This is a genomic window from Spirosoma jeollabukense, from assembly GCF_054777855.1.
Genome location: NZ_BAAHAD010000002.1, coordinates 990,019 through 1,004,364, shown reverse-complemented (window position 1 = coordinate 1,004,364; position 14,346 = coordinate 990,019). Strand labels below are relative to the sequence as shown.

Sequence of the window (14,346 nt, the reverse complement as noted above, 5' to 3'; positions counted from 1 at the left end):
TTAGTAATGTGTTAGGCAGTCGGCAAGTGGTTATCAGTTAATCAATACGTGAGTCAGTAGCTAATAGAAGGAAATTTAGGCGTGTCAATCGCACACCAACTTACTGAATTACTGACTGGCTGACTGATTTTCGGAACATCCCTTCCGATTGGGCAGGAATCGTTATCTCAGCACAAACGACTGGTCCACCGTTGTGCAATACACCGGGTCGATCGGTTTGATCACGACTGTCTTCCTGAAAAATATGAAATTGTGCTTCGGGGCCGTAAAGGAGTTCGAGCCGTTGAGCCGTATTGGCTAACCCAAACCCACCCGACGCTTCTTTGTCACCCAACACCCCCGTATTTCGAATAATGATATGCAATTTATCCATTACGATCGTAGATCGAACCTCCACAAACCCGCCACCAACCGCCGTTGATACCCCGTGTTTGATCGCATTTTCGACCAGCGTTTGCAACATCATCGGCGGCACCTGCCAGAACAAGGTCCGCCCATCAAGATCGATATGTGACTCTAAGCGTTCTTCGTAACGAACTTTTTCCAGTGCCAGATAATCCTCAACGGTTTTAATTTCTTCACGGAGTTCAACCGTTTTACGCCGGTCGGCCAAAAGTGAGTTACGCAACAGGTTAGAGAGTTGCGTAATACCCTGCTGTGCTTTGGTTGGGTTTTCGTACACCAGCGCCCGAATGCTGTTCAACGCGTTGAATACGAAGTGAGGATTCAATTGCGACCGTAATACCTTAGCTTCCGTTTCGCGAATGCTTGACTTGAGCAAAATCTTCTCAATTTCGGCATTTCGGTTCTCCTCCACGTAGTGATAGGTTGTATAACTGAGCACCCAGGTGAGCATACTTTTACCCCAGCTTATCAGATAGCCGATTATGATCCACGGTTCTTGAGAGAAATATTGAGGGAACAATTTTCGGTCAACAGGGATGTTAACCATTGTCATGATCAGGGACAGCACACAAATGGACAGCAACACACGCGGTGCCAGTCGAAAAAAAGGCAGCCGAACCCAGTTCCACCGCCGGAGCATGAGCCGATAGAGATGGGTAAGGGTAATGCCAAGAAAAATGTTGGCAACGGCTAAATATAACGCGTCGGGATCAAAGCCAGAATCAGATTCCAGTACGTAGGCCACATACTCCACCATAATGAGGAGCGACCAGCCGAAAAACTGACAAAACCAATATATTTTCTGCTTTGACATATCCATTTCATCGCGCCCCTGATACCGGACAATGAGCGAATATACAGTAACCTAAACACACTACCCAGCTATCCGTTATCAGCGGGGAAATGTCTGGATTATTGGTTAACCCAACCCGTTGACTGGTAATGAATCAGTGCATCATGGCCAGCGACAGCAAATGCGACGTATCATTAGACAGTTCGATGGTGAACGTCTTTGAATCGTAATCATACTGAAGCTTGTATAGACAAACATTACTGTGCTCAAAGTGATCCATTTCTGAAAGCGGCTGATTGGTAATCCAGCAAAGCAGAATACGCATCGCCCGGCCATGCATCGCCACTAAAATAAGCTCTTCGTCGGGATGCGACAGAATCGTATCAATGGCTACTTTCTGGCGAACAACAACCTGATCGGGACTTTCGCCCCCTTCTGTCGTCACGCTGGTGTCACCTGAGGACCAGGCTTTAACCAGACTGCTGTAGTATTCATTGTCTAGATTGCCGGGGGCTTTCCCTTCCATTACACCCCAGCTAATTTCATTCAGGCCGGTCAGTTTTTCGTAGGGCAGCCCCAATTCGATAAAGGGCTCGGCCGTTTGGTAAGTACGTTTCAGACCGGAGATATAAATCTTGTCAAAGGGCACATGCTGATAGGCCTGAAAGAAGGCCATTGCCTGCGCGCGTCCCATATCGTTGAGGTCAGAATCGACGCCACTTCCCTGGACCACGCCCCGTCGGTTGTAGTCAGTTTCGCCGTGGCGAATCAGATAAATTATTTTTTGTGTCAAGCGTACTGGTGTCGAATGGCAAATTTTTCCAAAATTGACCCGCAAAATTACACAAAAACGCTGCATTTATCCGTCACAACGCATCATGTTTCCTAGTCCATTATCAATGTTAATACGAAACTTGAGCGATGATTTTCGTATTTATAACCTTTTCAATTTAATATAGTATGAAAGCTGGCTTTGATCTGAGTAACCTTGACTTTGCCCACACCGATTCTATTGTTAAACACCTGGGTATTGAGTTCACCGAAGCCGGCGAAGGCTATCTAATCGCCCGAATGCCGGTGGATGGCCGAACCCACCAGCCATTCGGGATTCTACACGGCGGGGCATCCGTTGTGTTGGCCGAATCACTGGGCAGTGTAGCCTCGTGGATGCTCCTGGACGACCCTGCCAAACAACAGGCCGTTGGTCTGGAAATCAACGCGAACCACATTCGGTCAGTACGTGACGGATGGGTCTATGGTCGCTGTACGCCTATTCATACGGGCCGCACCACGCATGTCTGGGACATATGTATCACCGACGGGCAAGGCAAGCTGGTGTGTATAAGCCGGTTAACCATTGCCATTATTGGAGGATAGGGCAAAGTGAAGCGCTACCTTTACGAAAACGACTTGTCCGATGGTCAGTCAATATGAACGAATTTTCAAGGTTAGCCATAAAGCGCTACGCCTTCAATGGCTGATGCTGTTGCTGCTTTTCACGTCAACGATTTTTATACCCATCATGATCGCCACCAGCGGTCAGGAATATCCTGATCTAAATGTCGCACCGATCTTCTGTGCGGCATTTGGCTTTATCTGGGTGCCGCTTTTGGCCGAGTGCTGGCGGCAAACGACCCGTATTGAGTTGGCAGCCAATCATTTCATAGTCAGGAAACTGGGACAAACATCGAAACAGTTTGATTACAAAGCTATTCTGGCCTACAACGAACGGCTGAAAGTCGGTAGAGGAGGTACGTTTAACGTATTAACTGTTTACCTGCCGAATGATTATATTAGTATCAAATCAAATGAGTTTGAAGAATACGAATTACTAAAAGCCTGCCTTTGTCAGCATGGTCAGTCCATCACCTATCAGCAGGTTATGACGCTGCCTGAACGAAACAGGATCCGGTGGAAGATTAGCGGGTTAGCTCTATTCATTATCGCAAACATTGCATTCGGCTACCTGGCGCATAATCCGGCTTCTCCAGCTAAACTTATTGCTTTCACCGATCAGATTACCAGCGTTCATGACGATAGGCCAAAAGGCATGCTTAAAGGTGTAACATTGTCACTACGTTCTTACCCGACCTTTTCGTTCTATGTTTCGCGCCGGGATTACGCCATCCGTTTAGATACCTTAAAATGGGCTATTGCCACCGGACGACCTATTGAGTTACGCATTCGGGAAAGTGACTACCGCAAAAAACTGATAAAAATCGAGCCGCTTACCGTTGGTGATAAATACGACAATTACAAACAGATTCCGGTTTTTGGGTTGAGTCAGCGGGGCAGCGTTCATATTCAAACGGCCAAACCTGTCCATGAACCAACCCACACAAACCCGCTTCAGCGCACTATGCTGCTAAGTTTTTTTCTGCTCCTTTGCTGGACGGGATGGGTGTATGTCGATCAGCATAAAGTTCTCCGGGTGGATTGATACGTTACCCCGCTAACTTTTTCCGTACCTTCGCGCTCCCAAACGTTGAGACAGAAAACGCATCAACAACCGTAGTATGAATCAGAAAATCCGGCGCGAAGATGCCCTTGATTACCATGCCAAAGGGCGTCCGGGGAAACTCGAAGTCATTCCGACCAAAGAGTACAGCACCCAGCGCGACCTCTCATTAGCCTATTCGCCGGGCGTCGCAGAGCCTTGTCTGGCCATCGAAGCCAATCCCGACGATGCCTTTAAGTACACAGCCAAAGGCAATCTTGTCGCCGTTATCAGTAATGGGACGGCCGTTTTAGGCCTGGGCGATATTGGTCCGGCGGCCAGCAAGCCCGTTATGGAAGGTAAAGGATTACTCTTTAAAATTTATGCCGACATCGACGTATTCGATATTGAATTGAATACCAAGAACATAGACGAGTTTGTGCGTACGGTCAAGATTATGGAACCGACGTTCGGCGGGGTCAATCTGGAAGACATCAAAGCGCCGGAATGTTTCGAGATTGAAGAGCGGCTTAAACGCGACATGAACATCCCGGTCATGCACGACGACCAGCACGGCACGGCCATCGTGAGTGGAGCCGCTTTGCTCAACGCCCTCGAACTGGTTGGCAAAAAAATCGAAACCGCTCAGTTTGTTATTCTTGGCGCCGGAGCCGCGGCTATTTCCTGCACCCGTCAATACGTAGCATTGGGCGCTAAGGTCGAAAACATTGTCATGTTCGACGTCAATGGACCGCTACGTGCCGACCGCACCGACCTGAGCGAGATTATGCGGCCATTTGCCACGTCGCGGGATATTCGTTCCCTGGCCGATGCTTTTGCGGGAGCCGACATATTCGTGGGCCTTTCGAAGGGCAATATCGTTAGTCAGGACAACATACGTTCTATGGCGGAGAACGCCATTGTCTTCGCTATGGCCAATCCGGTGCCTGAAATAAGCTATGACGATGCGATGGCTGCCCGGCCCGACATTATTATGGCAACGGGTCGCTCAGACTATCCGAATCAGGTCAATAACGTACTGGGTTTTCCGTACATTTTCCGGGGAGCGCTGGACGTGCGGGCTACGGAAATCAATGAAGCCATGAAATTAGCCGCTACGTATGCATTGGCGGATCTGGCAAAAAAATCCGTTCCCGATCTGGTCAACCTGGCGTATGGCGAATCGAACATGATTTTTGGGCGTACATATATATTGCCCAAACCAGTTGACCCGCGCCTGTTATCGACTGTAGCGCCAGCCGTAGCGAAGGCGGCTATGGAGTCGGGTGTTGCGCGGTTACCCATTACCGACTGGGAGGCCTACGAGCATCAACTCGCCCGACGGCTGGGCCATGACAATCAGATTTCGCGTGTCATTCTGACCAAAGCCAAAGCGAATCCGAAACGTGTCGTCTTTGCTGATGCCGAGAATTTGAAAGTTTTGAAAGCGGCCCAACAGGTTCGGGATGAAGGCATTGCCCATCCAATTCTATTGGGAGAGACGGCTAAAATTCAGCAGATCATTCAGGAAAGTGGCCTCGATCTGGGGCAAATTCCGATCATTGATCCACGGTCCCCCGAGCAGGAACCGCTGATTCAACGGTTCGGCGATCTGTATTTCCAGAAGCGTAAACGCAAGGGTGTCAACGCTACTGAATCCCGAAAGTTGATGAACATCCGCAATTATTTCGGCGCTATGATGGTCGAAACGGGCGAAGCCGACGCGCTCATTTCCGGCTTGACACGTAGTTATCCGGACACCATTCGGCCAGCCTTGCAAGTTATTGGCAAGGAACCGGGCGTGCAGAAAGTAGCCGGGATGTACATTCTCCTGACCAAACGCGGCCCTCTCTTTTTCTCCGATACGACGGTAAATTTTAACCCCACCGCCGAAGAGATTGTCGAGATAACGGAGTTGACGGCTCAAACGGTGGAGCGATTCAACATCAAGCCACGTATCGCCCTGGTAACCTATTCAAACTTTGGCAGTGCGAAGGGCGAGGATGCGGAGAAAATGAACCGCGCCGTCGAGATTCTGCAACGAAAGCATCCTGATATGGTGGTAGATGGCGAGATTCAGGCTCACTTAGCCTTTAATACCGAATTGCTTCAGCAGAATCACCCGTTCAGTACGTTAGTTGGTGAAGGGGCGAATACGCTCATTTTCCCAAACTTATCGGCGGCTAACATTGCCTATAACTTAATGAGCGAAGCCGCCGGTTTCGACACCATCGGCCCGATCCTGCTTGGTATTCGTAAACCGGTTTATGTACTTCAATTAGGCTCTTCCGAGCGCGAAATTGTCAATATGGTGGCCATTGCGGTCGTTGAAGCACAAGGAAAATGAATTATAAATTTTGAATGATGAATGATATTGGCGCAAGGTTTGTCTGGCGCAGGCATCATTCATCGTTCATCATTCATCCGCACGGGCGGCCCCGATTTATCATTCAAAAAAATGTCACGAATCTTAACTGGTATCCAAAGCAGCGGACGGCCGCATTTGGGTAATATTCTGGGGGCTATTAAGCCCGCTATCGAGTTATCGAAACAACCCGACAATGAGTCGTTTCTATTCATTGCTGATCTACATTCGCTAACCACCATAAAGGACGGGCCGATGCGTCAGGAATTTACCCGAGCCGTGGCCGCTACGTGGCTGGCGTTTGGATTAGATACGGAGAAAAACACATTCTGGCGGCAGTCGCGGGTGGCTGAGCACACGGAATTAGCCTGGCACCTGAGTTGCTTTACGCCCTTTGCGATGCTCAACAATGCGACCTCGTTTAAAGAAAAATCCGATCGGTCAGCTTCTGCCGTGAACGCGGGCTTATTCGTCTATCCAGTCTTGCAGGCAGCCGATATTCTTCTCTACGACGCCGAAATTATTCCCGTTGGGAAGGACCAGCGGCAGCATATCGAAATGACACGCGACATTGCCAGTACGTTCAACCATCAGTATGCCGATGAGGTATTTGTGCTTCCAGAACCACGAATCGACGATCGACTGATGACGATTCCCGGCATTGACGGTGCCAAAATGAGCAAGTCCTACAACAACTACATCGACATTTTTTTGCCCGAAAATGAGCTATGGAAAGTGATCAAAAAAATCAAATCGGACTCCACACCACTCGAAGAACCGAAGAATCCTGACACCGACATTACGTTTCAGTTATATTCACTACTGGCATCAGACGAGCAGATCGCCACGATGCGTGGCCTTTACGAAGGTGGTAATTATGGCTATGGGATGGCAAAGAAAGCCTTCTACGAACTTATAATCGAGCAATTTGCCACCGAACGGGAACGCTTCAATTATTACATGACGCACCACGACGCCCTGGAAGCCGAGCTTCAGGCGGGCGAGAAAAAAGCCCGGATCGTGGCCGGGAAAACCATTGCACGGGTACGGGAGAAGCTGGGGTTTAGCTAAGTGCCGAATGAGTCTTTACATAGATTTTATCCTAAGTGTTGACAAAACGCAAGAGCCGTGTTAGCAGAAGATGAACGAGAGAGGGCTGACAACAAAAATCTGCAACTGGAGCGCCTGGTTTTCTTCAGTGACGCGGTTGTAGCGATTGCCATAACACTACTGGCGTTGGACATAAAAATTGAGCCTATTCCAAGCGGTCATTTAAGTTTTTCGAATATATGGGGAGAATGGAAAGTGTTTTCTGCTTTTCTGTTATCGTTTATTAACATCGCTAATTTCTGGAAAACGCACCACGCTTTCTTCGCCTATATCAAAAAAATTGATGAGCGATTGCTATGGTATAATATTATCTGGCTTTTTTTTATTGTGCTACTCCCGTTCTCTACGTCGCTGGTCAGTTCCTATTTTTTCGACACGCCCGCCATTTTTCTTTACAGTCTGAATATACTGCTCATTGCCTCCTTCCAGAATCTTATCTGGGATTATGCGTCTGATACGAGCTGGTTCTCTGAGCAAAAGCCTAATCGGTACGAGTTCTTAAAACAGAATACCATAACCGACTCTATGATTTCTCAATACCGGTTATTTTGTAATCTGGATATGATCAATGCGCTGGTAGCCTTAGTCCTGTCGTTTATAAGTCCGGCGGTTGCCTTCATCTCCCTTTTCACTAAACTGCCACTCATTGTTATAGCCCGACTAGTTTACGGAACGAGAGATCAGCGATCCGATTTAAAACGACCCGGCGCCACTAACAAAGGCCCCAAAAGCCGAAACAAGTAAGTGAATAATTAAAAGTAACAATCGGTACGTCTTTATGACTGGATTTGCCAGCATTTCATAGAGCAATTTCACTTAGACCAGCCCCAGATCGTCAAGTTTTTCTGTGAGATAGCGCCAGTACCGCTTGGGCACATGCTGTAGATGAAGTCTTGTATTTTTACGCTCGACAATGTTGGTACTTCGAAAATAATCGCCCCATAACGTAGCGTAAAGCTGTTCGCAGCCATCCAGCCCAATTTCCAGACCGTCATGCCTGGTGTATTCCTTTGGTTTACTGGACAGCACAACTTCGCAAACAGTGTTTCCATCATAGTAAATCCCGTAAGCCCGTCGTTCATCGTAAATGATCCAGGGCTGATCGGCGTATCGGTTACTGAAATGTTGGCAAATCAGGGGCAGTACGTTGAAATCAGGATTTACGGTGGCCATAAACAGACCGTTCTGGTGTTTTTTGAAGCGCACGAACGCTTCCATCCGATGCTTTTCCCGATGCACTTTCTGGGCAGCCTGCGTCATAGCCAGCACATCCGCGTTCCCGTAATTTTCGGAATAGCCACCGGGATGACAAAAAACGTATTGCGCAAAATTGAACAGATGCTGGTAAACGGCAGGATCTTCGGATAGAAAGGCTTTATAAAAACGCTGTTGTTCCTCCCCGACCAGTTTCTTTTTAAGGCCCAGCCATACGCGTTTTGCTTTACCAGGATCGGTGACGATACGTACTGACGTACTAAAAAAAGCGGGTTCAAACCGTTTTCCTTCCGTCAATCTTACCACGCTCTGTTTCCGCACAAAGGAGTCAAAAATAGCGGTTAACAGACCATGAAAACTGCCATCGAAGGTGTAGACAACCATCAGAATAAACTCAATTGCTGGTGCTGGTTCATACGATATTTGCTCTGACTGCTTCGTAAAATAATCCGTTTAATCGTCTCAGGATCATTCTCATTAAGCCGAAATGGCGTATCGACACAGCGAATAAAATGCTGAGCCTTGTTATACGCTATACCAATCTTTTTCAGCTGATCGATACGCAGTTTGCCAAACCGCCGGGCGGCCACTATTTTCTGCGCCGAACCGATACCGATACCGGGTACACGTACAATTAGCCGATAGTCGGCCGTATTGACATCAACCGGAAACAGATGTACATTCCGTAGCGCCCAACTCAACTTGGGGTCAATGTCGAGATCGAGATGCGGATGCGTCTCGTTCAGAATTTCCGCTACCTCGAAGCCATAAAAACGCATCAGCCAGTCTGTCTGATACAGCCGGTTTTCCCGGATTAACGGTGGGGCTGTACCGATGGCAGGCATTCGGGCGTCGGTACTGATGGGAATGTACCCGCTATAGTACACCCGTTTCAGCGTAAACGCTTTGTAATACTGATCCGCCGTTTGCATAATTTCCTGGTCAGTTTCCGCCGTCGCACCAATAACCAGTTGTGTGCTTTGCCCGGCCGGAACAAACCGGGGTGTGCTTTTGATAAGTTTCCGTTCATCGGCAAACTGAATAGACTTCGCCCGGATTATGCCCAGTTCCCGCTGCACCTCCGCATGCGATTTATCGGGAGCCAGTAGCTTGAGTCCTGTCTCGGTTGGCATTTCCAGATTGATACTCATCCGGTCGGCGTATAAACCGGCTTCCGTCACCATCTCCTCACTGGCACCCGGAATCGTCTTCAGGTGGATGTACCCATGAAAGTTTTCTTCCAGCCGCAGTTTCTTCACGATACGCAGCATCCGCTCCATTGTATAGTCGGCATCCTTGAAAATCCCCGAACTGAGAAACAGCCCCTCAATGTAGTTCCTGCGGTAAAAATTCATGGTCAGCGCCACAACCTCCTCCACGGTGAAGGCCGCCCGTTTGATATCATTACTGGAGCGCGAGACGCAGAACGCACAATCGTAGATGCAGTAGTTCGTGAGCAATATTTTCAGCAACGACACACAGCGACCGTCTTCCGTATAGCTATGACAAATTCCGGAACCCGTGTCGCCAAGTCCTTTTCCATCGTTTTTTCGATTGCTTCCACTCGATGAACAGGATACGTCATATTTGGCAGCATCGGCCAGAATCCTTAGCTTCTCCCTTAATCGGTCTTCCATCCTATTCAATTAGCTTATTTACTAGAACATTTAGTATTGTCCTTTAAGACAAGGTTCAAACCTAGACTTTATTTCGCCACTAACATACAACTAAAACAGTTTATGTTTTTCTTTTTATATAGTAAAAAAATTAGTTAGAAGTACTTCAAGAGTTAACTATATTTCATTGCAACTGTGTCTACCAAACACCATTCACGTTTATCGAGTCTTTTACACTTTGCTCTATGATTCATTATACACACCCTAGTCGAATCCTCGTCGCCCTCGACTGTATTATCTTCGGTTTCGACGGGGAGGAGATCAAATTGCTGCTCATCAAGCGCAACTTCGAGCCGGAATTTGGCAAGTGGTCATTAATGGGTGGGTTTCTAAACGACAACGAAGACCTGGAGGCTGCCGCCCAACGAATCCTGTTTGACTTGACCGGGATGACCAATACGTACCTCGAACAACTACAAACGTTTGGTGCCATAAGTCGCGACCCCGTCGAACGTACTATTTCAGTGGTTTATTATGCGCTGGTCAATATTCAGGATCAGGATGTGAACGCCATCCGCTCCCACAATGCCTCGTGGATTAATCTGAGCAACAAACCCAGTCTGATTTTCGATCACAACGCCATGGTTGAGCAAGCCATGCATCGGTTACGCTATAAAGCGGCCCTTCACGCGATAGGATTTGAGCTGATGCCCGAAAAATTTACAATTCCGCAGCTTCAAAAGGTGTATGAAGCCATTTTTAAAACACCCCTGGACCGCCGAAACTTCAGCCGAAAAATTTTATCGACCGACTTATTAATTGGCACGGGTGAAAAGGATACCAACTCCGTTACAAAGAAAGGACAGCTATATCGCCTGAACACCGAAAAGTATCAACAGTATCTTACGGACTATGTCAGCTTTTTCCCTGAACTGACACTGGCTTAATCAATTGAAAATCAACACTGAAAACCCATAAGATCCTGAAAATCTTATAGATTAAAAAAATTATTACTATTTCTCATGGAAATAACACAATGGCGCTGTAATATTGTGTCAATAAGACACTATCCTAAAAAGAATCACTTTCTACGTAACGCTGAACTTTCATCAGATATAACTTCCGATCAGGGAAGCACCCTTACCCCATGAAAAACCAATATGTAATCGGTGTGGATTTCGGTAGCGATTCTGTCAGGGCGCTGGTTGTTGATGCCCAGACGGGACAAGCCGTTGGCACGCACGTACACGAATACACCCGATGGAAACAAGGCCTTTACTGCGACCCGGCTACGTCGCAATTTCGCCAGCACCCGCTCGATTATCTCGAAGGGCTGGAAGCAACGATCAACGGAGCGTTAGCGCAAGCCCCCGCCGACGTTCGGCAGCAGGTCGTTGGCATTTCGATTGATACGACAGGGTCGACGCCCGGACCAGTCGATGAAACGGGCCTGCCGCTGGCACTACGTCCCGATTTCGCCGAGAATCCGAATGGGATGTTTATTCTCTGGAAAGATCATACGGCTAACGCCGAAGCGGAGGAAATCAACCGACTGGCGCATCACTGGGATGTCGATTATACGAAATACGTAGGAGGAATTTATTCGTCGGAGTGGTTCTGGGCCAAGATGTTACGGACGCTACGTGTCGATGAAGCCGTTCGGGAACACGCCTTTTCCTGGGTCGAACATTGCGACTGGATTTCGGCAGTACTTACCGGTAACACCAACCCGCTGACGCTACGTCGGTCGCGCTGCGCGGCTGGACACAAAGCCCTGTGGCACAGTGAGTTCGACGGCTTACCATCCGATGATTTTTTAACAAAACTTGACCCGCTACTAAGTGGACTACGTGATCGACTATTCACCGATACCTACACCGCCGATCAATCGATGGGCACTCTTTCGGCCGAATGGGCGGAGAAATTAGGGCTTTCTACCAATGTCGTAATCGGAGTTGGCGCATTCGATGCACACATGGGTGCCATTGGTGCCGAAATCGAGCCGTATGCCTTCGTGCGTATCATCGGTACGTCTACCTGCGACATTCTAATGGCGCCCAACAAGGAAATTGGCCATCGGCTCATTCGGGGAATCTGCGGGCAGGTGGACGGGTCGGTAGCGCCGGGCATGCTTGGACTGGAAGCCGGCCAATCCGCTTTTGGTGACGTCTATGCCTGGTTTGCTGGTTTGATAGTCAACCCGGTACGTGAATTACTGGGCAACGAAGCGGCCGATACGTTGAGCCGTCAGCTTATCCCGCATTTGTCGAATCAGGCAGCTAAGTTACCCGTTACGGAGAAGGACATAATCGCGCTCGACTGGATCAACGGCCGCCGGACACCCGACGCTAATCACACGCTTAAGGCAGCGATTGCCGGGCTAAACCTTGGTTCGGATTCAGCCAAAATCTTCAAAGCGTTGGTGGAGGCTACGGCCTTCGGATCCCGCAGTATCGTGGACCGATTTATTGAGGAAGGCGTCCCCATCAAAAAAGTGATTGCCATTGGAGGTGTCGCAAAAAAGTCGCCGTTTGTGATGCAAACCCTCGCCGACGTATTGAACAAACCCATACAAGTGGCCAGCGCTGATCAGGCGTGTGCATTGGGTGCAGCCATGTGCGCGGCCGTTGCAGCTGGCATCCATCCAACCATGGAAGCTGCCCAGAAAGCGATGGGCTCGGGCTTCGATGCAGAATATTACCCTCGTCCAGCACAGGCTGCGACCTACGAAACGCTCTACCAAAAATACTTGACGCTGGGCGAATTTATTGAAAACAAACAAGTTAACAGTTCCCAATTTGCAACGCAGCATGCTTGATCTGAAACAATTTGAAGTCTGGTTTGTCACCGGCAGCCAACACCTGTACGGCGAAGAAACGCTGAAACAAGTCGATGCCCACTCGCTTATAATTGCCGAATTTCTGGGTAATGCTCCACAGGTTCCCGTACGGGTCGTTTTCAAACCCGTCGTGAAGACACCCGACGAAATTTACGCCATTTGTCAGGAAGCCAACGTAGCACCGAATTGTGTGGGCATTATCACCTGGATGCACACCTTTTCGCCCGCCAAAATGTGGATTCGGGGGCTGACCGCACTGAAAAAGCCATTGCTTCACCTCCATACGCAATTTAACCGCGACATTCCCTGGGGCGAAATTGACATGGATTTCATGAACCTCAATCAGTCGGCCCACGGCGACCGGGAATTTGGGTTCATGATGTCGCGCATGCGTCTGAACCGAAAAGTGGTGGTTGGTTTCTGGCAGCAGCCTGATGTCATTGCAAAAATTGCTTCATGGACACGGGTGGCCGTAGCTGCCTATGAGTTAAAGACCATGAAAGTCGTGCGTTTTGGCGATAACATGCGGCAGGTGGCTGTAACCGATGGCGACAAAGTGGCCGCTGAAATGACGTTCGGCATGTCGGTAAACACGCACGGCATTGGCGATCTGGTGGCAGTCATCAATCAGGTGACAGATGCGGAGGTCGACCAATTAGTGACCGAATATGCTGACAGTTACACACTTATGGCATCGCTATTAAAAGGCGGGGCACAACACAGTTCGTTACGTGACGCGGCAAAAATTGAAATCGGGCTACGGGCATTTTTGAAAGACGGTAACTTCTCTGCCTATACCGATACGTTCGAAGATCTACACGGCATGACGCAATTGCCCGGTATTCCGTCGCAACGCCTGATGGCCGACGGCTACGGTTTCGGGGGTGAAGGCGACTGGAAAACGTCGGCGATGGTACGGACTCTGAAAGTGATGGCGGCTGGTTTGCCCGGCGGCAACTCATTCATGGAAGATTATACGTATCACTTTGATCCGGCTAACCCGCTGGTGCTGGGATCACACATGCTCGAAATCTGCCCATCCATTGCCGTTGGTAAGCCGTCGTGCGAAATTCATCCATTAGGTATTGGCGGCAAAGCCGATCCTGTTCGGCTGGTGTTCAATGCACCCGCCGGGCCAGCCATTAACGTATCACTCATCGACATGGGTAACCGGTTCCGGCTGTTGGTCAACGAAGTAGAAGCGGTAGACGTCCCTGAAGCGTTGCCCAAACTACCTGTGGCCCGTGCCATCTGGAAACCCCTCCCCGACATGCAAACGGGCTGCGCTGCCTGGATTCTGGCCGGAGGGGCGCACCATACCGTTTACAGCCAAAACCTGACAACGGAATACATGGAAGATTTCGCCGATATTTTCGGGGTTGAACTGGTCGTCATTGACCGGGATACCAAACTGCGTCAACTGAAAAACGAACTCCGCTGGAGCGAAGCGGCCTACCGGTCGTATTGATATTATTTGATCGCCGGATTAAAACCCGGCGCAATGCAACAATGTGGTTCACTTGCGCGGGGTTTAAACCCGGCGATCAATTAATTAGTACCCCAAAC

Annotated in this window: 12 protein-coding genes; 8 read left to right on the top strand and 4 right to left on the bottom strand. The window is 49.0% G+C overall.

All coding sequences use genetic code 11. From position 1 onward, the window contains the following. Positions 1 to 100: 100 nt before the first annotated feature. Both ACYVEA_RS12540 and ACYVEA_RS12535 read right to left on the bottom strand, forming a co-directional pair. A complete protein-coding gene (locus ACYVEA_RS12540; RefSeq protein WP_461113764.1) occupies positions 101 to 1,219 on the bottom strand; it encodes a sensor histidine kinase in 1,119 nt (372 codons plus the stop codon). Between the two features lie 133 nt (positions 1,220 to 1,352). Further along, positions 1,353 to 1,991 carry a histidine phosphatase family protein gene (locus ACYVEA_RS12535; protein ID WP_461113763.1) on the bottom strand — a complete coding sequence of 213 codons (639 nt, stop codon included), beginning with the start codon at positions 1,989 to 1,991 and terminating at the stop codon, positions 1,353 to 1,355. Between the two features lie 167 nt (positions 1,992 to 2,158). On the opposite strand from ACYVEA_RS12535, the gene ACYVEA_RS12530 reads away from it, so the two are divergent. From ACYVEA_RS12530 to ACYVEA_RS12510, 5 genes are all read left to right on the top strand, one after another. Next, the gene (locus ACYVEA_RS12530) at positions 2,159 to 2,575 is read left to right on the top strand and encodes a hotdog fold thioesterase (RefSeq protein WP_461113762.1); all 417 of its coding nucleotides are present in this window, start codon (positions 2,159 to 2,161) and stop codon (positions 2,573 to 2,575) included. Between the two features lie 40 nt (positions 2,576 to 2,615). Further along, positions 2,616 to 3,638, top strand: a complete 1,023-nt coding sequence (locus tag ACYVEA_RS12525; protein WP_461113761.1) for a hypothetical protein — start codon at positions 2,616 to 2,618, stop codon at positions 3,636 to 3,638. A gap of 76 nt (positions 3,639 to 3,714) precedes the next feature. Continuing rightward, positions 3,715 to 5,982, top strand: a complete 2,268-nt coding sequence (locus ACYVEA_RS12520) for an NADP-dependent malic enzyme (protein WP_461113760.1) — start codon at positions 3,715 to 3,717, stop codon at positions 5,980 to 5,982. Between the two features lie 111 nt (positions 5,983 to 6,093). Further along, positions 6,094 to 7,071, top strand: a complete 978-nt coding sequence (gene trpS, locus ACYVEA_RS12515) for a tryptophan--tRNA ligase (protein WP_461113759.1) — start codon at positions 6,094 to 6,096, stop codon at positions 7,069 to 7,071. Between the two features lie 57 nt (positions 7,072 to 7,128). Next, the gene (locus tag ACYVEA_RS12510) at positions 7,129 to 7,854 is read left to right on the top strand and encodes a TMEM175 family protein (RefSeq protein WP_461113758.1); all 726 of its coding nucleotides are present in this window, start codon (positions 7,129 to 7,131) and stop codon (positions 7,852 to 7,854) included. 72 nt (positions 7,855 to 7,926) lie between these two features. Here the strand turns inward: ACYVEA_RS12510 and ACYVEA_RS12505 are convergent, their stop codons facing one another. Then, a complete protein-coding gene (locus ACYVEA_RS12505) occupies positions 7,927 to 8,709 on the bottom strand; it encodes a TIGR03915 family putative DNA repair protein (RefSeq protein ID WP_461113757.1) in 783 nt (260 codons plus the stop codon). Then, positions 8,709 to 9,962 carry a putative DNA modification/repair radical SAM protein gene (locus ACYVEA_RS12500; protein WP_461113756.1) on the bottom strand — a complete coding sequence of 418 codons (1,254 nt, stop codon included), beginning with the start codon at positions 9,960 to 9,962 and terminating at the stop codon, positions 8,709 to 8,711. The genes ACYVEA_RS12505 and ACYVEA_RS12500 overlap by 1 nt, the downstream gene beginning before the upstream one ends. A gap of 224 nt (positions 9,963 to 10,186) precedes the next feature. Between ACYVEA_RS12500 and ACYVEA_RS12495 the strand changes: the two genes are divergently transcribed. The 3 genes from ACYVEA_RS12495 to araA all read left to right on the top strand — a co-directional run bounded on the left by ACYVEA_RS12495 (position 10,187) and on the right by araA (position 14,248). After that, entirely contained in the window at positions 10,187 to 10,888 is a 702-nt protein-coding gene (locus tag ACYVEA_RS12495) for an NUDIX hydrolase (RefSeq protein ID WP_461113755.1), read from the top strand. Between the two features lie 200 nt (positions 10,889 to 11,088). Further along, on the top strand, positions 11,089 to 12,759 hold the full coding sequence (locus ACYVEA_RS12490; protein WP_461113754.1) for a ribulokinase: 1,671 nt from the start codon (positions 11,089 to 11,091) through the stop codon (positions 12,757 to 12,759). Then, entirely contained in the window at positions 12,752 to 14,248 is a 1,497-nt protein-coding gene (araA, locus tag ACYVEA_RS12485) for an L-arabinose isomerase (protein WP_461113753.1), read from the top strand. The genes ACYVEA_RS12490 and araA overlap by 8 nt, the downstream gene beginning before the upstream one ends. The last annotated feature ends 98 nt before the right edge of the window (positions 14,249 to 14,346 follow it).